The 16,894-nt window shown below is 42.6% G+C and carries 28 protein-coding genes and 1 pseudogene; 24 read left to right on the forward strand and 5 right to left on the reverse strand.

The window, feature by feature from the left end:
* Window positions 1-358 precede the first annotated feature (358 nt).
* The 3 genes from FD725_RS30945 to FD725_RS30955 form a co-directional block, all read right to left on the reverse strand.
* Window positions 359-601, reverse strand: coding sequence for a hypothetical protein (locus FD725_RS30945; protein WP_179052027.1), 243 nt, complete (start codon window positions 599-601; stop codon window positions 359-361).
* Window positions 598-795 (reverse strand): hypothetical protein, encoded by a 198-nt coding sequence (locus FD725_RS30950; protein ID WP_179052028.1) that lies wholly within the window; start codon window positions 793-795, stop codon window positions 598-600. The genes FD725_RS30945 and FD725_RS30950 overlap by 4 nt, the downstream gene beginning before the upstream one ends.
* A 71-nt stretch (window positions 796-866) precedes the next feature.
* The gene (locus tag FD725_RS30955; RefSeq protein WP_179052029.1) at window positions 867-1,094 is read right to left on the reverse strand and encodes a helix-turn-helix transcriptional regulator; all 228 of its coding nucleotides are present in this window, start codon (window positions 1,092-1,094) and stop codon (window positions 867-869) included.
* 366 nt (window positions 1,095-1,460) lie between these two features.
* Here FD725_RS30955 and FD725_RS30960 point away from each other — a divergent pair, with 366 nt between their 5' ends.
* From FD725_RS30960 to FD725_RS31020, 13 genes are all read left to right on the forward strand, one after another.
* Window positions 1,461-2,393 (forward strand): ParM/StbA family protein, encoded by a 933-nt coding sequence (locus FD725_RS30960; RefSeq protein ID WP_179052030.1) that lies wholly within the window; start codon window positions 1,461-1,463, stop codon window positions 2,391-2,393.
* Between the two features lies 1 nt (window position 2,394).
* On the forward strand, window positions 2,395-2,805 hold the full coding sequence (locus tag FD725_RS30965; protein WP_179052031.1) for a hypothetical protein: 411 nt from the start codon (window positions 2,395-2,397) through the stop codon (window positions 2,803-2,805).
* Window positions 2,802-2,963 carry a hypothetical protein gene (locus FD725_RS30970; protein ID WP_179052032.1) on the forward strand — a complete coding sequence of 54 codons (162 nt, stop codon included), beginning with the start codon at window positions 2,802-2,804 and terminating at the stop codon, window positions 2,961-2,963. Before FD725_RS30965 ends, FD725_RS30970 begins: the two co-directional genes overlap by 4 nt.
* The gene (locus FD725_RS30975) at window positions 2,963-3,229 is read left to right on the forward strand and encodes a hypothetical protein (protein ID WP_179052033.1); all 267 of its coding nucleotides are present in this window, start codon (window positions 2,963-2,965) and stop codon (window positions 3,227-3,229) included. Before FD725_RS30970 ends, FD725_RS30975 begins: the two co-directional genes overlap by 1 nt.
* Window positions 3,230-3,236: 7 nt before the next feature.
* Window positions 3,237-3,881 carry a hypothetical protein gene (locus FD725_RS32890; protein ID WP_256872045.1) on the forward strand — a complete coding sequence of 215 codons (645 nt, stop codon included), beginning with the start codon at window positions 3,237-3,239 and terminating at the stop codon, window positions 3,879-3,881.
* On the forward strand, window positions 3,869-4,117 hold the full coding sequence (locus tag FD725_RS30985) for a hypothetical protein (protein WP_179052034.1): 249 nt from the start codon (window positions 3,869-3,871) through the stop codon (window positions 4,115-4,117). Before FD725_RS32890 ends, FD725_RS30985 begins: the two co-directional genes overlap by 13 nt.
* Window positions 4,114-4,719 (forward strand): hypothetical protein, encoded by a 606-nt coding sequence (locus FD725_RS30990; protein WP_179052035.1) that lies wholly within the window; start codon window positions 4,114-4,116, stop codon window positions 4,717-4,719. The genes FD725_RS30985 and FD725_RS30990 overlap by 4 nt, the downstream gene beginning before the upstream one ends.
* A 514-nt stretch (window positions 4,720-5,233) precedes the next feature.
* On the forward strand, window positions 5,234-5,800 hold the full coding sequence (locus FD725_RS30995) for a hypothetical protein (protein ID WP_179052036.1): 567 nt from the start codon (window positions 5,234-5,236) through the stop codon (window positions 5,798-5,800).
* A complete protein-coding gene (locus tag FD725_RS31000) occupies window positions 5,800-7,701 on the forward strand; it encodes a hypothetical protein (protein ID WP_256872046.1) in 1,902 nt (633 codons plus the stop codon). Before FD725_RS30995 ends, FD725_RS31000 begins: the two co-directional genes overlap by 1 nt.
* A 699-nt stretch (window positions 7,702-8,400) precedes the next feature.
* On the forward strand, window positions 8,401-8,724 hold the full coding sequence (locus FD725_RS31005; protein WP_179052037.1) for a hypothetical protein: 324 nt from the start codon (window positions 8,401-8,403) through the stop codon (window positions 8,722-8,724).
* The gene (locus FD725_RS31010) at window positions 8,715-9,098 is read left to right on the forward strand and encodes an aspartyl protease (RefSeq protein ID WP_179052038.1); all 384 of its coding nucleotides are present in this window, start codon (window positions 8,715-8,717) and stop codon (window positions 9,096-9,098) included. Before FD725_RS31005 ends, FD725_RS31010 begins: the two co-directional genes overlap by 10 nt.
* A gap of 207 nt (window positions 9,099-9,305) precedes the next feature.
* The gene (locus tag FD725_RS31015) at window positions 9,306-9,950 is read left to right on the forward strand and encodes an AAA family ATPase (RefSeq protein ID WP_179052039.1); all 645 of its coding nucleotides are present in this window, start codon (window positions 9,306-9,308) and stop codon (window positions 9,948-9,950) included.
* Window positions 9,943-10,875, forward strand: a complete 933-nt coding sequence (locus tag FD725_RS31020; RefSeq protein WP_179052040.1) for a ParB/RepB/Spo0J family partition protein — start codon at window positions 9,943-9,945, stop codon at window positions 10,873-10,875. Before FD725_RS31015 ends, FD725_RS31020 begins: the two co-directional genes overlap by 8 nt.
* An 85-nt stretch (window positions 10,876-10,960) precedes the next feature.
* On the opposite strand, the pseudogene FD725_RS31025 reads toward FD725_RS31020, so the two are convergent.
* Window positions 10,961-11,398 (reverse strand): annotated as a pseudogene (locus FD725_RS31025) (helix-turn-helix domain-containing protein); the annotation flags it as partial.
* Window positions 11,399-11,851: 453 nt separating this feature from the next.
* Between FD725_RS31025 and FD725_RS31030 the strand changes: the two are divergent.
* Genes FD725_RS31030 through FD725_RS31080 form a run of 11 tightly spaced genes read left to right on the forward strand, consistent with a single transcriptional unit; the run spans window position 11,852 to window position 14,117 of the window.
* Window positions 11,852-12,007, forward strand: coding sequence for a hypothetical protein (locus tag FD725_RS31030; RefSeq protein ID WP_179052041.1), 156 nt, complete (start codon window positions 11,852-11,854; stop codon window positions 12,005-12,007).
* A 55-nt stretch (window positions 12,008-12,062) separates the two neighbouring features.
* Window positions 12,063-12,218: a hypothetical protein gene (locus FD725_RS31035; RefSeq protein WP_179052041.1), complete on the forward strand. Its 156-nt coding sequence runs from the start codon at window positions 12,063-12,065 to the stop codon at window positions 12,216-12,218.
* A gap of 55 nt (window positions 12,219-12,273) precedes the next feature.
* The gene (locus FD725_RS31040; RefSeq protein ID WP_179052041.1) at window positions 12,274-12,429 is read left to right on the forward strand and encodes a hypothetical protein; all 156 of its coding nucleotides are present in this window, start codon (window positions 12,274-12,276) and stop codon (window positions 12,427-12,429) included.
* A gap of 55 nt (window positions 12,430-12,484) precedes the next feature.
* A complete protein-coding gene (locus FD725_RS31045; protein WP_179052041.1) occupies window positions 12,485-12,640 on the forward strand; it encodes a hypothetical protein in 156 nt (51 codons plus the stop codon).
* Between the two features lie 55 nt (window positions 12,641-12,695).
* Entirely contained in the window at window positions 12,696-12,851 is a 156-nt protein-coding gene (locus FD725_RS31050) for a hypothetical protein (protein WP_179052042.1), read from the forward strand.
* 55 nt (window positions 12,852-12,906) lie between these two features.
* Window positions 12,907-13,062: a hypothetical protein gene (locus tag FD725_RS31055; RefSeq protein ID WP_179052042.1), complete on the forward strand. Its 156-nt coding sequence runs from the start codon at window positions 12,907-12,909 to the stop codon at window positions 13,060-13,062.
* A 55-nt stretch (window positions 13,063-13,117) separates the two neighbouring features.
* Entirely contained in the window at window positions 13,118-13,273 is a 156-nt protein-coding gene (locus tag FD725_RS31060; protein ID WP_179052042.1) for a hypothetical protein, read from the forward strand.
* Between the two features lie 55 nt (window positions 13,274-13,328).
* On the forward strand, window positions 13,329-13,484 hold the full coding sequence (locus FD725_RS31065) for a hypothetical protein (protein ID WP_179052042.1): 156 nt from the start codon (window positions 13,329-13,331) through the stop codon (window positions 13,482-13,484).
* Window positions 13,485-13,539: 55 nt separating this feature from the next.
* A complete protein-coding gene (locus FD725_RS31070) occupies window positions 13,540-13,695 on the forward strand; it encodes a hypothetical protein (protein ID WP_179052042.1) in 156 nt (51 codons plus the stop codon).
* Window positions 13,696-13,750: 55 nt separating this feature from the next.
* Window positions 13,751-13,906 carry a hypothetical protein gene (locus FD725_RS31075; RefSeq protein ID WP_179052042.1) on the forward strand — a complete coding sequence of 52 codons (156 nt, stop codon included), beginning with the start codon at window positions 13,751-13,753 and terminating at the stop codon, window positions 13,904-13,906.
* 55 nt (window positions 13,907-13,961) lie between these two features.
* Entirely contained in the window at window positions 13,962-14,117 is a 156-nt protein-coding gene (locus FD725_RS31080) for a hypothetical protein (RefSeq protein ID WP_179052042.1), read from the forward strand.
* A 117-nt stretch (window positions 14,118-14,234) separates the two neighbouring features.
* On the opposite strand, the gene FD725_RS32900 is transcribed toward FD725_RS31080, so the two are convergent.
* Complete coding sequence (locus FD725_RS32900) at window positions 14,235-16,892, reverse strand: putative Ig domain-containing protein (RefSeq protein ID WP_256872048.1); 2,658 nt, start codon at window positions 16,890-16,892, stop codon at window positions 14,235-14,237.
* Window positions 16,893-16,894 lie beyond the last annotated feature (2 nt).

Here is a 16,894-nt window from a genome sequence, read left to right on the forward strand (position 1 = left end):
CATTTATTCTGACTATCTGAATATGCTGTTTTTGTCGTTACTACCTCCCTTGTAAAGACTGATTGCAGTTTTACGTGCAGACTTACTCTCGCTAGAGTAACATGAAAAGCGGCTCGACCGTATAAAAACAGATTTGTCTGTCTGGTCTTGTAGGCTTAAAACATTCAAGCGAACATTTAAACAATTACATACAAACAGCGATCGCTCCTTAGCTGGAGTGGTCGCTTTTTTCAATAGCCCTCCTGAAATGTTAAGTAATTTTGAGAGTGTCTTACTCATGCGCAATTAACCCATTTTTTGTATACCCGCTTAATCGTCAGCGATGGCGTTCCGCGCACGCCCTGGAGAGCGCTTCTCACTAAGCCACATTTTTAATCCAGTTAATTCCTTCTCCACACCAATGAACTAGCAACCAACGATGAGAATCCTTGTCTAACGCAGGTAGAACGCGGAAATTAAACACTTCTTGCCAGACTTCTACCCCATTTTGAGTTACAAAATCTGCTTCTAAATCTTTAAACTGCTGCCATTGGCGATCGCCGATAGCAATCAGTATGGGGATAATTGCAGTGATGGGGATTTGGGTAGCTACAGGTGTCATTCAGGGTAGTCCTCAAAAATGCAAATAAATGGCATGGGTGGTTTTTTAGTATTGATGATTTTAACCAACTGCTTACCTTTGCTTCTGGCAAGAGCGAAACAAGCTAATTCTGTTTCGGCTGCTGACCAGTCCCTTGGGTCTGACACTGGATCAAAATCATCGTTTGGTTTGTTTGGTTGATTTTCCTCCGTCACGTTTGGCGACCACTAGTTTTGTTGTCTTTGTCTGCTTGATGGTTGCCTGTCATAATTGTTTGGCGTTTCAGTCACACTTTGTAATCTCCTTGTTCCCATTGAATTTCAAAAATATCAGCGATACTTTTTAGCTCAAAGTATCTACACAATTGTTTCAAAGTTTTTTCATCAATTCTAGTCACCTGATTACGATAAAGTTTTCCAATTGTGCCTGGGGCTAATCCCGTAGCTTCTGCTAGTGCTAATTGGCTAATCTGCCTCTCTTCCATTAAATCTTTAAGTTTACAAATCAACTTCATACACCTGATTCTCTTAAGCACCAATATATCAACTAGTTGCTTAGTTGTATAGACTATAAGCTGACAATTATTTTACAGCTCTAATTGATAAGTAAGTTAAATAGCTAGTCAACTTGTACACTAAGCAACTAGCTGCTATCGTGTAGTTAATAGACGTTTAACGAATAATTTATAACCAAACCATAGTAACTATGACTTAATAAGTATTCCTGTGGTAAAGCACTTCTGTAAATGTGACTAGGACTTTAGCAAATCCAAGACCAGGAAAGTAAGAGTGAATATCGCACTCAGCTATCTGAAGACGGTTAGCAACAGCCACATCAATATAAATGTTTGGCTGCTACTAGCTTTAATAGGAGATTGCAAGTGATCAATATTTACTGTGCAGATATCGGAAACTACAGCAGTATCACCGCCCTCAAAGGTGAAAAACCTCGCGTGATGCGCTCAGTCTTCCAAGATGTGACTTATACCAGCGCCAGAGATTACGACACTGACGATTCACCCTCTGTCAAACTTGATGATAAGGTTTTAGTCCTCGGAGACCGCGCCACCAAGCAGAAAAATTCACAAACAGCAGCAGAAAGAGGTAAAGACCTGCCAGAATTCTTTAAACCGTTTACTTTGGCTGGATTGCGGCAGGATTTTGATGGTGTTGTTCGGTTTCTCGTCCCAGAACATTCTCAATGGCATGAAGACACAATCAGACGGACTCTAGTTGCAGAGCATCAAATTAACGTCAACGGCACAAACTACAGACATCGAATCAAAAACGTTGAATTTTTCCTTGAGACAGATGTGGCTGTAATTAATGCTTACAGAAACGGCAAACTTGACATGGATGGCGACACACTCGCTATTGATATCGGCGGTGGCACAACTAATTATGTCGTTATCACCCCATCCTCGGAAATTCTCACCCGTCGTTCAATTCCTAAAGTGGGTGGTGTCTCTTTGACTAACGACATCATCAATAGTGATTTGATGCAGAGTTACGCCAAGCGCGATAACGTTGCTTTTAAAGTGGCGAAGATGATGGATGCTATTGCTGATGGCTCTTTCACCTACGGACGTAAATATGACTTTAGCTCAGTCTTTCCAGGGTTGTTAGAAAACTGGTTTAACAATCTGATGGATAGCATCACCACAGCTGCTAATGATTATCTTGCCGATGTTACCAACGTGATGCTGATTGGTGGCTGCGCTAATTTAGTCCGTCAAAAACTGAGTACCAAGCAAGGATTTTACATTCCTGTCAATCCCCAACTATCAAACATTCAAGCATTGTTGGCTATGTAAAATGCAAGTACGTTTAGCGGCTCAAGTAGCTCACAAAGTTGAAGGAGTCCGTCTTTCACTTAACTATTCCAAATTGAGTGACACTGTAAATCTGCTATTGGACGCAATCAGACATCAATGGCATTTAAATCTTTCATCTTTGCCTCAAACTGAGGCAGTTAATTTCAAAGTGAGACTAGATAAACGTCATTCAGTCTGGGTATCCCAATATGCAACCGAAAGAGGAATTAGCGTTGCATCTGCCACCAATCTCTTGATTAGTGAATATCTAGCAGGCAATACGATGAATGTTTTGCCTCAGCCTCCAAAAATTGAAACAGAAAATCTTGCATCAATTCCACAAATATCTCAACCAGAACAAGCTACCGAAAAACCGAAAGGTCAGCTATTAGTTAGGAGTCTTAAGTTATGAATCAGACCCGTGTAGTCTTGGACGAGAAACACATACCATTAGCCAAGGAAATCATTGAGCAAACAGGAATCAATACATATTCACAACTATTTACCATCCTGTTGGTGAACTACGGTGACACTCTTGTTCGTTCGTTAAAAAGTGGGAGTGAAAACTAATGCAAAATCTCACTCGCATTCATGATTCAACATTACTAACTCAATCGGGCGTTTATCAAATAGATCGAACTTTATACCGATACCTGTACAAAACAGGCACAATTAACGCTCCACAGTATATCTTCCGTCCTCTTTCTGGACAGCGAAAGAAGGCTGACCTGCATCTGAATCACAAAGCTTTAACTACTCGTTGTTATGCCGTAGAAGGTTTATCTACAAATAGTTATGTAGTCAACCAACAATCACTGCAATTATCCTTATTGTGAGGTGAATATGAGTCAGCAGTCACTACCGGAATTGGTTGTACAAGCCCAACAATTGCTCAGACAAATTCATCAAGATCCACAATACCAAGCTTTGCAATTTGATTCTGATGTCACTTTGGGCGATGTTCGTCAGTTTTTCAATACTTTGCAATCAGAATGTCAAATTAAAGGCGATTGCACCCAAAGACAGCCAATCAGTAATGCGAATCGCTTTTCTATAGCATCAGGTATCAATATAAAGGATCTTAGCAAGATGAGCGACAACATCTTTTCTGTAACCTTGAACGCGCTAACTAATAACGGATGCCCAGAAGAACTGGCTCAGTCAGCAGCATTTATTGTGGCTAATGATGATCCATTTCAACCAGACTTAGGCAGAACTCCCCAGCAGCAGCAGATTATTCAAGAAGCACTACCATACCTGCAATCTGAAGGAATTTATGACCAATTCCAAACAATTGACGAAACGCCAAACCCTTTAACTCATGGGCAGTTTTTAGGAAATTTTGGAGGAGAACTACCGGACGAAACTATTTGGAGGCTTGCACAAGGAGATGAGACAGCACTCTCTGATATTGCTGATGGTGCTACTAAACAGCAGGCTAGTGACATCTTTAACAGACTTAAGGAGTTAGGAGCATGGGAACCATAGAAGTAGTCATTAATTATATTTGTCTTAGTGACGAAGCAAACGGCTTTTGTAGATATTTGCCTGAACTCACATCAAAGATTGAGATTGATGATCCGTCTTGGGATGGGTACACACAACTAGGCATCGCTTCTCCTCTGGCTTGCCCTCTTCACACTCCTTTTTTCAGTGCCAACGACCACGAACGGTATTCTTTGTATCTCTATGGCACTGCTATGAATTTGGAGTGTAAATCATGAACCGAACCGTAAAACTCAAGCTGGATGCACCTGTCACCTATGCTGCTTTAAAGTCCTTAACCAACATCAGCCAAGAAACTATATTTCAAGCACTCGACGGCAACGAGACAGCTGCCGCAGAGGTGGCTGATTTCCGAATTAGACAAACTCAACGCGCCCAAAATGCTAAAGCAGTATTTGGCAACCTCAACCAAGGTTTACAAGCAACTGAGGCAGTCATGGCAGAAGAAACCCAGTTTCTCACAGCCGCAGGTACAAGTATCAACAAAATGGCTGATGGTTGGTCAAAGGTCAGAGTTAGCGATGCCCGTTTGGGCTATGGTCTTCAGCAAAAGGTTATTGCATCTGATAACCAGTTAGCCCAAGAACAGTTTCGGCACGGACGGACGCTTAACCTGCTTGGTGAATCGCACCGTGCAACGCTCAGAGTGATTGAGATTGATGCTACCAAGGCACAATCTCAGGTTTGGCAGCAGGTAAAGGACAAACAGCAAGGTCTTTCACCCGCAGACCGAGCCAAAGAAACACTCAAGGACATTCACAGACACGGTTCTAACGCCATGCGCGGTGTCAAAGGTTTCTTTAGACGGTTGATTGACTAACTAGTAAATTCTCAGGGGTCAACCCTCAATACCGTTCAGGAAAGAAATTTGCTCATGAGGGCAAGCAGGGGTGTAGGGGAGCGGAGGGGCTGAGGAGCAGAGGAGCAAGCCTATACTGAGTCTCCTACTCTACCCCCCCCCCTTTCAAGGGTAGGGATTTTGGGCGTTGCTGAATCATGGGATGATGTTGCCCAATTTGGAACGAGTTATCAATGATTTCGAGCGCCGATTCATCCCGCATTTGTGCAACGCCGGATTTTGTACTTGGTCATTTTTTGACTATTTTAGCCGATGCTTAAATCCTGAAACGACCAAACCACGTTAAACAGTTGAGAAATTTCTCAACTATTTTCGAGATTTTAAAACCCCTACCCTTGAAAGCTCTGTCCCCCTGCCCCTCTAGCTCTTCGTTCTCCTCTGCTCCCCCGCTCCTCTGCTGGCGAGAGCGAAGAGATGTCTTAACCGAACGATATTGGGTTCACTCCTGGGGATAATTCTTTACAAGGTTTGGCCAATGCTAACCAAAAATCAGAAAACACCTATTTATTTTGATGCTGAGATTGTTGATGATTCGCCTATATCTTTAACTGGGGATGAATACGATAGTGAACAAGTCCAACAAGCGATCGCCTCCACTGACACTTCTATCACCATATTTCGTGGTATTGCCCAAGGTGCAGTTTTAGCAGGTTTTCAACTCACCTCAACGCAATCTTTGTATCTGGCTGGCAGTGTAGGAATGTTCCCGGCAGTGGTAGCAGGCTTACCAGTGGGTGCTTCTTTGGCTGCTACCCTCTGCTACCTGCGCTTTGAAAATAGTCTGATTCCCAAAATTACCGACCGTCAAAAGTTGGCTATTGGTGTGACTCGTACCGCGATGTTGGCTGCTAGTTCGAGTAAGCTAACCGGGGATGCCCAACAGATGGACTTTGTAGCCCGTGGCAGTTTCCAAGTATTTACCCAGCAGGTGAGAGAGTTTGAAGGCATTCAGCAACCCAGTCAAAATCATTTTGGCTTTTTGTTGGGCTTTTCCGTATGTGCTGCCATAGCACTGTTTTTATTTTTACGGAAAAAGAGATAATGAAAGATGTTAAACCAACTGAACTTAATCAACGCACCTACAGCCTGCCACTGCGTTTAGGTTTGATTGTTAAACTGTCTGTGGCAGGTGCTTTGGTTTGTGCCATTGCTGGTCATATTGGCGACGGCATGGCTAAGAAAGAGATTTGTTTTTACCCGAAGTCAGCCAGAATCCACGATGCACCCATACTCGCAGGTGAGGGCAGCCCAGAAGAACTATTGCTGGGTAAAAAATATTGTAAGTACGAACAGCGATCGCAAATTCCCGAACCATATTTGAAGGCTAATCAGTACCGCACCAGCAACCCAAACTATAACCCTTGGGCATTCCTCCAGCATGAAAGTTTGTATGTCTTCCGTGAACTGCCAGCCGACAACCCATTTAAGATTCATTTGGGTATTGCAGCGATCGCATTCGGGGGGATAGGTTTGTGGGCCACCAGTAAGGCACAGGATTATCTAGCAGATATCAGACCTCATTACCGAGCTACCAAACAGTTTGAAGGTATTAGAGCATCTTACAGTGTAAAACTTGGTGAGCAACTGTTAGACCTGTCTGGTAACGAACTGCTGAAATACTTGCGTGGCATCAAAATTGCAGAAGCCAGACAGCAATTTATCGCCAGCATTACCCCACAACAGCAGACAGCCCTACTCATGGCTATGTCGGCTGATGATTATTACGAGTTTGGTCACTTGTTAGATGGGGGGCAGAGCTTTGAGAAATTTGAGCCACAGCAACAGCCAGCCGCACAATTACCACATGGCACACCCGGAACTGTGCAAGAACAAGTGCAACAGTCAACATTTGCACCTCAACCAGTGTCAACAGGTGATTATCTTCACTCATCAGAGACGGAAGCACTCACTACTCTGCAAACCATAGCCCGTTCTGATGGTTCTACTGCCTTAGTTGCTGCCCCAGGCTCAGGGAAATCCGTTACCCTTGATTACTTGATTCAAAGGATTCTGGATGATGATAATAGTGCTGATATTTGGGTAATCAGTGCAAAAAATGATCGCTTTTGCGGTTTACGGGACAAAGGTAGAGTTATTGTCTTTGATCAGGAGCAACCAGAATCAGCTAAACGTACAATTGATCACTTTTATAACTCTTACAAGCAACGTAAGCAGTTACCTGAACATAAGCGGGAATCATTACCACCGCTAATTCTGATTTTGGATGATTGGTTAGTTATCGCTGACCAACTCAGTAAAGCTTATTCCGACTGGAATTATGGAAGTAAATTGTTAGATGTCTTACTAATTGGCAGAGAATTTAATACCAAGTTTTTTGCTTCCCTTCAGTCTTTTAATCTGGCTGCACTGGGTATTGAAAAGATGGATTCTCAAACTCGTCTCTGCCTCAATTTACTGTTATTAGGTAACAGGTACATCAAAAATGGTAGAGAACAAGAATCCTATGGGGTGCTGGAGTTGATTTTAAATAGGGGTGACATTATCCCTGGCAAGCAAGAAAGGGAAGAAATTAAATCTAGATATCTTGAGATAAAACCTATATCCTATAAAAACTTACGTCCCATATTGATTGCTTCCCTGGGTGGTTTTGTTGTGGCACTGATGCCTAAATTATCAAAACAGTCTAATTTTATTGCTGATGAAAAGACTTATCTGGATAGAGTTTTCGATTTGGAATTTAAATTGAGTGATAGCAGTCAAGAATCAAAACCGCAACAGCAATTAAGTGAAGTCGCCAACAAAGTTTTAGAATACTTTCAAAATGTGAGGAATAAAGTCCCAAAGACATTACGTGATTTAAAGAAAGCTGATAGACTCACCAGCTACTCAGAACAGGAATTAATTGCTGGTTTAAAGGAATTAATTCAAGTTGAGAAGCTCAATTCTGGTCAAAATGATAGTTATTTCTTACCTGATTGGTAAAGTATCTGCCGTAGTATCGTAAATTTTAGAGACTGCCTCCAAGTGGTTTATTGTTTTTGTACGGCACACTGCTTGATCACGGCAAGTTTGATGATGAAAGCATCTTAGCCTACGGCATAGTTACGGCACATTGGAAACTTACGGCAGATATCCAGCGTTAATTAGTTTTAGATAAAAATTTATATTCATGCAGCTTAATCTCTGTGGCTATTGCTATATTTAACTTCTAAAAATGCTTCAATAACTCGATTAAAAAAGGCATGAAATATGATAGGTTTTACCAAATTCCGCCAAAATAACTTTTCTCTGATTGAAAGCCTTGCTCAAAATTTAAAATCGACACCTCAAGAACAATCAGTTACATAACAAAGTATCTGTAACTGATTGTCAACATTTAACTGTAATACTACCCGTATCAAAGATAGCAACAATGGTATAAAAAGTATCTGTAACTAATTGTCAGCATTTATATGTAACACTATCCGTATCAAAGATAGCGCCAATGGTATAAAAAGTATCTGTAACTAATTGTCAGCATTTATATGTAACACTATCCGTATCGAAGGTAGCATCAATGGTACAAAAAGTATCTTTAACTGATTGTCAGCATTTATATGTAACTGGTTCTGTAACTCTTGCCTAACATCTACACTTTGAAATAACGTCATAATAAAATCACACCAGCACCTAAATGTTGATATGACACAAGTTTTCCCACCCCGTCGTCGCAGCCGTATCCTACCACCGTCTACCATAACATCGGAAGAACTTCATCACCGCCGGGAACAAAGTAATATACTGGCTGTCCGATGTCGTGCTGTGTTCGATCGCTTGCGGGAACAGTTGATAGAGACGCATTATAACTGGTTTATTGCTATCGACCCTGATAGTGAAAATTATCTGATTGATCCAACCCTGCCAGGACTAACCCAACAAATTCGTCATTCTTATGGCGATACCAATGTCAAGCTGACTATCTTTCGACTGAATGACACTGGAACCTGTGGCAGACTATGGGTGTAGGTTCTTTCGGTGATAACGGGGAGCTATGGTTTGAGATCCAGCTGATTGCTACCAATGGTGATGTGTTTTCTGTCGAAGCTCTATTCGATACTGGTTTTACTACGGGGTGGCTAGCTATTAACACCCAAGACTTGGAAGCTTTGGAGTGGTTAAGAATTGCTGCCCAAATTTCCATGAGAACAGCACGGGGAGAAGGGCAGTTCAATCTGTATGAAGGCAGGATAATTATTGATGCTAACGAGTTTATTATTCCTGTCCATGTTGGGGATGATGTTCCCGATACCTTGATGGGTTCTGCGTGGTTGGATATTATGCAACTGGTCGTTAATAAACCTCAAGGAATATTGACCCTAGAAATGGTAGAAACAAACTAAAAACAGGTTGGGCTGATCAGCCTAGTGCAGAAGGTTTGGCGCTATATGATTGGCATACTTTGATTTTTTTTGCTTAACCAATCGGAGTGTTCAGTATTGTTTATTTTTGGATATTTTAGCTAGTTCAACATGACTAGCTTTGTACAATACAAATTTTAGAAGAGAAGATTTACCGTAAACTGTACTATGTGTTTTTGAGCCTAACTCATGCCAATCATTGCCGTTATCAATCAAAAAGGAGGAGCTGGTAAGTCAACAGTTGCCGTACATCTTGCACGCTGGCTGCAAAAAAAAGGTGAATCTGTGCTGGTTGTAGATGCTGATGCTCAATGCTCATCTTCTAAGTGGCTAGCGCGATTAGAAAAAGATGTTCCTTGCCAGATTCTTCAAGCACCTGATGTACTGTTGGATGAGTTACCTAAGTTGATAGATGAGTACAATTGGGTCATTGCTGATGGGCCGGCTGCGTTGTCCGAAACAACTAGAGCATTGATTTTAACTGCGGATTTAGTGATTGTTCCTTGCCAACCTACGGGTGTCGATTTGGAAAGTGCTTCGGATACTGTACGGCTGATTCAGCAAGCTCAAAGGATTCGACGTGGAGAGCCAAAGGCAGTGATGTTTGTAAATCGGGCAGTGAAAGGAACTAAATTAAAGGATGAAGCGATCGAAGTGCTACGACTCATGCCAAATGTGAGTGTCCTAGAAAATGTGCTTCATCAGCGACAAGTTATCGCTGACTGCTACGGACAAAACGCTACAGTCTTTGATTTATCTGGCTCTACAGCAGGAATCGCTAGACGTGAAATTGAGCAACTATTTAAGAATGCCTTGGAGGTTCTGAATGCCTAAAGCAAGGCAACCACTCAGTCAAGGGCTTGCTGCTTCTATTGCCCAAAAATTTATTACAGATCCAGCAAGTGTTCAATCTTCGCAAACGATACCAATTGAACAAATTCAACTTCCAGTTAAACAACCGCGTCGCTACTTTGACCCCACTAAGCAAGCTCAGTTAGTCAAATCAATTCAAGAGCATGGCATTTTAGAACCTTTACTGGTTCGGCTATTGCCAAATGGGAATTATGAATTAGTTGCGGGGGAAAGGCGCTATCGAGCAGCACAAGAACTTAAATTACCTGATGTTCCTGTAGTTATTAGGGAGCTTGATGATCAGCAGGCTCTGCAAGTCGCTCTAATTGAAAACCTGCAACGTGAGGATTTAAACCCTATAGAGGAAACCGAAGCAATCCTTGATTTGCTTTCGATTACCCTCAATACAAGTAATGATGAGATTACTTCTATCTTGCATCGTGCTAACCATGCAAAAAACCGTGGTAAAGAATTGGAGGAAAACGTTTTCCTCCAACTTCAAACTATCGAATCAGTCCTAGCTGGCATTGGTCGGTTTTCGGTGGAATCCTTTCGTACCAGTCGTTTACCATTGCTGAATCTGCCTACTGAGATAATGAACGCACTGAGAGAAGGTCAGATTGAGTTTACGAAAGCTAGGGCGATCGCTCGTGTGAAAAATGAGGAGCAGCGAAAGACTTTACTTAAGCTGGCAATATCTCAGAATTTGAGTTTGAGCGAAATTAAGAAAAAGATCCAAGAACTGAATGTCACTGAAAAGGAAAATCCCAGTAGCTATGTTCAGCGATATTCTCAAATTGGTCAACAATTAAAGAAAGCTGATATTTGGAATGACCCAGATAAACGAGCTAAGTTAGATAATCTGCTTTCTCAGATAGAAGATTTATTGACATACTCCCCATCCTAAAGGCGTGGGGATTCTTGACACATCATTTCAACTTGCTACCGAAGTAGTCTTATGATCGATCCGTGTCCGTTTAGAGTCGTGGCAATGGTAATTGTCTTGACCAAATAGGTCTAACATTACCAATTTTGGCTAGATATATTTCATCTCCTTTGATTGAAAAACTGTTTAGAGTGAATCTTGCAGACTGCTTGCTTGTCTTCCTCTTAAATCGCGGAGTTCCTACTTTTTTGCCTTTTCGTTTCCCCTTGAGCGAATCAAAAAAGTTCTTATAAGCAACTCCTAGATCGGCTACTGACTGCTGTAATGGAGTTACTGAAACATCAGATAACCATGAGCGTTCATCAGTCTTTTTGGATTGTGTAATTACAAGCTTTTGTAATTCGCTATTCTTGGGAAGTTTTTCGGATTGTTTGCAAATAGCCAGTGCGTCATTCCAGGCTACACGCACGCATCCAAACAACTGAGCTAAAAGCTGTTGTTGTTGGTCTGTTGGGTAGAAGCGGAATTGATATCTGGCTTTCATTGCTTTTGTTGAAATCTGTTATGATTATATATCATTTCGATATACAAGACAATGGATAAAAGCGTGTTTTTTCGGTTAACGCAAGAGGAGTTGACACACCTTGAGGAGTACTGCCAAGCAACCAAAAGAACAAAGTCTGACGTGCTTAGAGAATTAGTTCGGAAGTTGAAAATCAATAAAAAGCCGTCCTAGAAGGACGGGGCTTCAGACCCATTATTTTAGTTAAAAAGATTGATGAGTAAGGTATTAAACCTCTGACAAAAACAAATATTAGATTAGAGATGATAAAAGTCGCATCAGGCTCGAAGTAAGTAAAATCGCTTGTATTTGCCCGAATGTCTGATGAAACAGAGAAAATATTTTCTGCTGTATCGTGCCAACCCTGCCAAAAATCGCGGTCAAAAAGTGGAGGAAAACGTTTTCCTCCAACTACCGAATTAGTCCAGAACGCCAATGCCTAATCTGCCTGCTGAGATCATAAGCGCACTACGAGAAGGTCAAGTTGACTTTACCAAAGCTAGGGCGATCGCTTGTGTAGAAAGTGAGCAGCATCATAAAACACTGAGCTTGCTTCTGTGTTACATCGTGCCATCCTATCAAAAGTCGTGATAAAAATTTGGAGGAAAACGTTTTCCTCCAACTACCGAATTAGTCCAGAACGCCAATGCCTAATCTGCCTGCTGAGATCATAAGCGCACTACGAGAAGGTCAAGTTGACTTTACCAAAGCTAGGGCGATCGCTTGTGTAGAAAGTGAGCAGCATCATAAAACACTGAGCTTGCTTCTGTGTTACATCGTGCCATCCTATCAAAAGTCGTGATAAAAATTTGGAGGAAAACGTTTTCCTCCAACTACCGAATTAGTCCAGAACGCCAATGCCTAATCTGCCTGCTGAGATCATAAGCGCACTACGAGAAGGTCAAGTTGACTTTACCAAAGCTAGGGCGATCGCTTGTGTAGAAAGTGAGCAGCATCATAAAACACTGAGCTTGCTTCTGTGTTACATCGTGCCATCCTATCAAAAGTCGTGATAAAAATTTGGAGGAAAACGTTTTCCTCCAACTACCGAATTAGTCCAGAACGCCAATGCCTAATCTGCCTGCTGAGATCATAAGCGCACTACGAGAAGGTCAAGTTGACTTTACCAAAGCTAGGGCGATCGCTTGTGTAGAAAGTGAGCAGCATCATAAAACACTGAGCTTGCTTCTGTGTTACATCGTGCCATCCTATCAAAAGTCGTGATAAAAATTTGGAGGAAAACGTTTTCCTCCAACTACCGAATTAGTCCAGAACGCCAATGCCTAATCTGCCTGCTGAGATCATAAGCGCACTACGAGAAGGTCAAGTTGACTTTACCAAAGCTAGGGCGATCGCTTGTGTAGAAAGTGAGCAGCATCATAAAACACTGAGCTTGCTTCTGTGCTACATCGTGCCATCCTGTAAAAAGTCGTGATAAAAATTTGGAGGAAAACGTTTTCCTCCAACTACCGAATTAGTCCAGAACGCCAATGCCTAATCTGCCTGCTGAGATCATAAGCGCACTACGAGAAGGTCAAGTTGACTTTACCAAAGCTAGGGCGATCGCTTGTGTAGAAAGTGAGCAGCATCATAAAACACTGAGCTTGCTTCTGTGCTACATCGTGCCATCCTGTAAAAAGTCGTGATAAAAATTTGGAGGAAAACGTTTTCCTCCAACTACCGAATTAGTCCAGAACGCCAATGCCTAATCTGCCTGCTGAGATCATAAGCGCACTACGAGAAGGTCAAGTTGACTTTACCAAAGCTAGGGCGATCGCTTGTGTAGAAAGTGAGCAGCATCATAAAACACTGAGCTTGCTTCTGTGCTACATCGTGCCATCCTGTAAAAAGTCGTGATAAAAATTTGGAGGAAAACGTTTTCCTCCAACTACCGAATTAGTCCAGAACGCCAATGCCTAATCTGCCTGCTGAGATCATAAGCGCACTACGAGAAGGTCAAGTTGACTTTACCAAAGCTAGGGCGATCGCTTGTGTAGAAAGTGAGCAGCATCATAAAACACTGAGCTTGCTTCTGTGCTACATCGTGCCATCCTGTAAAAAGTCGTGATAAAAATTTGGAGGAAAACGTTTTCCTCCAACTACCGAATTAGTCCAGAACGCCAATGCCTAATCTGCCTGCTGAGATCATAAGCGCACTACGAGAAGGTCAAGTTGACTTTACCAAAGCTAGGGCGATCGCTTGTGTAGAAAGTGAGCAGCATCATAAAACACTGAGCTTGCTTCTGTGCTACATCGTGCCATCCTGTAAAAAGTCGTGATAAAAATTTGGAGGAAAACGTTTTCCTCCAACTACCGAATTAGTCCAGAACGCCAATGCCTAATCTGCCTGCTGAGATCATAAGCGCACTACGAGAAGGTCAAGTTGACTTTACCAAAGCTAGGGCGATCGCTTGTGTAGAAAGTGAGCAGCATCATAAAACACTGAGCTTGCTTCTGTGCTACATCGTGCCATCCTGTAAAAAGTCGTGATAAAAATTTGGAGGAAAACGTTTTCCTCCAACTACCGAATTAGTCCAGAACGCCAATGCCTAATCTGCCTGCTGAGATCATAAGCGCACTACGAGAAGGTCAAGTTGACTTTACCAAAGCTAGGGCGATCGCTTGTGTAGAAAGTGAGCAGCATCATAAAACACTGAGCTTGCTTCTGTGCTACATCGTGCCATCCTGTAAAAAGTCGTGATAAAAATTTGGAGGAAAACGTTTTCCTCCAACTTCAAACTATCGTATCAGTCTCTTATTCTCGAAAAGAATTTATCCGTTTATGGGTTAAGCCTTGCAGGTTACTTTGTCCATTTGGTTAAATGACCACAATATTCGTAGAATCAATCACAGGTTTAGTTGACAGAGTGGCGATTTGAACTTTAAGGCTAGAACCTGTGCCGTCAACATCAAAGAAAAGTGCGCCAGTAGATTGATTATAAATAAAGCGATCGCTCTCATCCTTGGCTACTGTTCCTAAAACAAACTGAGTCTCAAACAGAGTACCAGTCACAAGTCCGCCACCAAAACCAGCAGCATCAACACGAATCTTATCATCGGTAGAATTAAAGTCTGTGATGGTGTCAATGCCATGACCAATTGGTGAGGAGAAGCTAAAAATATCTTTTCCAGTACCACCAGTGAGAGTATCCTTACCAACACCACCAACAAGAATATCATCACCATTATTCCCAGTCAGTTTATCGTTACCACCCAAACCAAAAATAGTATCGTTCCCAGCACCACCAGAAACATCATCATCACCATTACCACCGATGAAAGTGTCGTTACCACTACCGAGGTCAACAGTTGCATTCTGATAACTACCTAACAATGTGATGACATCATTACCACCTTGAGGGTTGTTAATTGGTTCATCTCCCTTCAAGTTGATGAAGAATTTACTATTGTTCATCGTGACTGTAATGTTGTCGTCGCCGTAACCGCCGGTAATTTTGCCATCAGAACGTGGAGCAGTGTTGGGATTATTATCATTATCCCAGTTGGCAGCAAAGGTAACGTTGATTGTGTCGTTACCCAAACCACCGTGCGCCCCTAAAATTCCATCAGGATCAGTTATGGTATCGTCGCCATCACCACCAAACATCCGATCAAATCTGCCAGTCCCGCCATCGATAGTGTCGTTACCAGCTAAACCTTCTATATAATCATCGCCACCAAAGCCGTTGATGATATCTGCACCTGGAGTGCCAGAGAGGGAATTGTTCGTATCATTGCCAGGAATGACGTTAGAGGCTGTCACTCTCAGAGCAAAAATGTCTGAGGCGGTAGCGCCTTGAGTATCACTGGCTGTGATTTTGATATTCACAATACCCGCATTGCTAGTGACGGGAGTGCCGCTAAAGGTACGAGTATTAGTATTAAAACTCAACCAGCTTGGTAAAGGATCACCATTTTCGAGGGTGGCGCTGTAAGTGAGGGTATCGCCAGCGTCTACATCAGAGAAAGTGTTTTGGGGAATGGTAAAGTTGAAGCTGTTACTGATTGTAGCTGTTTGGTCAGCGATCGCCTGACCCAAAGTTGGGGCATCATTAGTATTAGCCACTGTCAGGGTGAAGATATCATCAACACTTGCCCCAGAACTATCAGTAGCGGTGAGTGTGATGTTGACACTACCGACATCACTGTTAGTAGGTGTACTGGCATTGAAAGTCAGCCAGCTTGGTGTAGTTGCCGAGTAGGTGAGTGTGTCGCCGACATCGATGTCGCTGAAAGTGTTGGCAGGAATTTGCAAGGTGAAGGGGGTATCTTCAGTAGCGGTTTGATTGGCGATCGCATTCCCCAATATCGGTGCATCATTAGTATTAGCCACTGTCAGGGTGAAGGTATCATCAACACTTGCCCCTGCACTATCAGTGGCGGTGACTGTGATATTAACAGCACCCACATCACTATTTCCAGGAGTCCCGCTAAATGTGCGAGTTGTGGCATTGAAAGTCAGCCAGCTTGGTGCAGTTGCCGAGTAGGTGAGTGTGTCGCCTGCATCGATGTCGCTGAAAGTGTTGGCAGGAATTTGGAAGGTGAAGAGGGTATCTTCAGTAGCGGTTTGATTGGCGATCGCACTCCCCAAAGTTGGTGCATCATTAGTATTAGTCACTGTCAGGGTGAAGGTATCATCAATGCTTGCCCCTGCATTATCAGTAGCGGTGACTTTAATATTAATAGTACCCACATCACTGTTAGTAGGTGTACCGCTAATAGTCCGAGTTGCGGCAGCAAAGGTTAGCCAACTTGGTAAAGTTGTAGTGTAAGTCAAAACATTACCAGCATCGGCATCAACAAAAGTGTTTGCTGGGATGACAAAGGTAAAGTTTGTATCTTCATTAACACTTTGATCGGCGATGGGGTTAGCAACCGTGGGTGCTTGATTACCTGTGATTTGTTGGTTGCCGAAATCAATACCTGTGCGTACTTCACCTGCTGTTAGGTTGATAGTGTGGACTTGATTGATGGTATTATCCGATGTGGTCGTGCCGTTATTGTTATTGTTGTTACCTGGGTTAACGGGATCAGGATTAGGACTTGTACCACTGAGGCTGAGAATACCTGCCGCCAGTTTCAACAAATCTACGCGGGGGTAATTTTCTCCTGTGTTGGTAACGTTATCATTTTCGTTATCACCATCGTTGATAATGACACTGTTGGTATCCAGGAGATTACGGAACTCTGAGACGGTCAATTTACGACCGAGTTTTTCTTGGGCTATCTGTTGTGCTAGGGTTGCCACACCTGTAATGTAAGCGGTGGCTTGGCTAGTTCCACCCAAGGTAGTTGTCCCACCGTTGGCGTTTGCACCTGTAATTAAGATACCGGGAGCAAAGATATCTAAAAGATTAGGATCGCGTTGGGAGAAACTAGCGATTTGATCAGCCGTAGTTGTATAATCTATTGCCCCACCGACAAAGTTTTTCGGCCCGCCAAAGTTACCCGCCCACACTGCACCGACGGCGATCACAT

It is taken from the genome of Nostoc sp. TCL26-01, from assembly GCF_013393945.1.
Classification (GTDB): domain Bacteria; phylum Cyanobacteriota; class Cyanobacteriia; order Cyanobacteriales; family Nostocaceae; genus Trichormus.

What these genes read in the sequence shown, in the direction of transcription:
- FD725_RS30945 (WP_179052027.1), bottom strand. Translation starts at nt 601, where the DNA reads ATGACACCTGTAGCTACCCAAATCCCCATCACTGCAATTATCCCCATA.
- FD725_RS30955 (WP_179052029.1), bottom strand. Translation starts at nt 1,094, where the DNA reads ATGAAGTTGATTTGTAAACTTAAAGATTTAATGGAAGAGAGGCAGATT.
- FD725_RS30965 (WP_179052031.1), top strand. Translation starts at nt 2,395, where the DNA reads ATGCAAGTACGTTTAGCGGCTCAAGTAGCTCACAAAGTTGAAGGAGTC.
- FD725_RS30970 (WP_179052032.1), top strand. Translation starts at nt 2,802, where the DNA reads ATGAATCAGACCCGTGTAGTCTTGGACGAGAAACACATACCATTAGCC.
- FD725_RS30975 (WP_179052033.1), top strand. Translation starts at nt 2,963, where the DNA reads ATGCAAAATCTCACTCGCATTCATGATTCAACATTACTAACTCAATCG.
- FD725_RS32890 (WP_256872045.1), top strand. Translation starts at nt 3,237, where the DNA reads ATGAGTCAGCAGTCACTACCGGAATTGGTTGTACAAGCCCAACAATTG.
- FD725_RS30985 (WP_179052034.1), top strand. Translation starts at nt 3,869, where the DNA reads ATGGGAACCATAGAAGTAGTCATTAATTATATTTGTCTTAGTGACGAA.
- FD725_RS30990 (WP_179052035.1), top strand. Translation starts at nt 4,114, where the DNA reads ATGAACCGAACCGTAAAACTCAAGCTGGATGCACCTGTCACCTATGCT.
- FD725_RS30995 (WP_179052036.1), top strand. Translation starts at nt 5,234, where the DNA reads ATGCTAACCAAAAATCAGAAAACACCTATTTATTTTGATGCTGAGATT.
- FD725_RS31000 (WP_256872046.1), top strand. Translation starts at nt 5,800, where the DNA reads ATGAAAGATGTTAAACCAACTGAACTTAATCAACGCACCTACAGCCTG.
- FD725_RS31005 (WP_179052037.1), top strand. Translation starts at nt 8,401, where the DNA reads ATGACACAAGTTTTCCCACCCCGTCGTCGCAGCCGTATCCTACCACCG.
- FD725_RS31010 (WP_179052038.1), top strand. Translation starts at nt 8,715, where the DNA reads ATGGGTGTAGGTTCTTTCGGTGATAACGGGGAGCTATGGTTTGAGATC.
- FD725_RS31015 (WP_179052039.1), top strand. Translation starts at nt 9,306, where the DNA reads ATGCCAATCATTGCCGTTATCAATCAAAAAGGAGGAGCTGGTAAGTCA.
- FD725_RS31020 (WP_179052040.1), top strand. Translation starts at nt 9,943, where the DNA reads ATGCCTAAAGCAAGGCAACCACTCAGTCAAGGGCTTGCTGCTTCTATT.
- FD725_RS31030 (WP_179052041.1), top strand. Translation starts at nt 11,852, where the DNA reads ATGCCTAATCTGCCTGCTGAGATCATAAGCGCACTACGAGAAGGTCAA.
- FD725_RS31035 (WP_179052041.1), top strand. Translation starts at nt 12,063, where the DNA reads ATGCCTAATCTGCCTGCTGAGATCATAAGCGCACTACGAGAAGGTCAA.
- FD725_RS31040 (WP_179052041.1), top strand. Translation starts at nt 12,274, where the DNA reads ATGCCTAATCTGCCTGCTGAGATCATAAGCGCACTACGAGAAGGTCAA.
- FD725_RS31045 (WP_179052041.1), top strand. Translation starts at nt 12,485, where the DNA reads ATGCCTAATCTGCCTGCTGAGATCATAAGCGCACTACGAGAAGGTCAA.
- FD725_RS31050 (WP_179052042.1), top strand. Translation starts at nt 12,696, where the DNA reads ATGCCTAATCTGCCTGCTGAGATCATAAGCGCACTACGAGAAGGTCAA.
- FD725_RS31055 (WP_179052042.1), top strand. Translation starts at nt 12,907, where the DNA reads ATGCCTAATCTGCCTGCTGAGATCATAAGCGCACTACGAGAAGGTCAA.
- FD725_RS31060 (WP_179052042.1), top strand. Translation starts at nt 13,118, where the DNA reads ATGCCTAATCTGCCTGCTGAGATCATAAGCGCACTACGAGAAGGTCAA.
- FD725_RS31065 (WP_179052042.1), top strand. Translation starts at nt 13,329, where the DNA reads ATGCCTAATCTGCCTGCTGAGATCATAAGCGCACTACGAGAAGGTCAA.
- FD725_RS31070 (WP_179052042.1), top strand. Translation starts at nt 13,540, where the DNA reads ATGCCTAATCTGCCTGCTGAGATCATAAGCGCACTACGAGAAGGTCAA.
- FD725_RS31075 (WP_179052042.1), top strand. Translation starts at nt 13,751, where the DNA reads ATGCCTAATCTGCCTGCTGAGATCATAAGCGCACTACGAGAAGGTCAA.
- FD725_RS31080 (WP_179052042.1), top strand. Translation starts at nt 13,962, where the DNA reads ATGCCTAATCTGCCTGCTGAGATCATAAGCGCACTACGAGAAGGTCAA.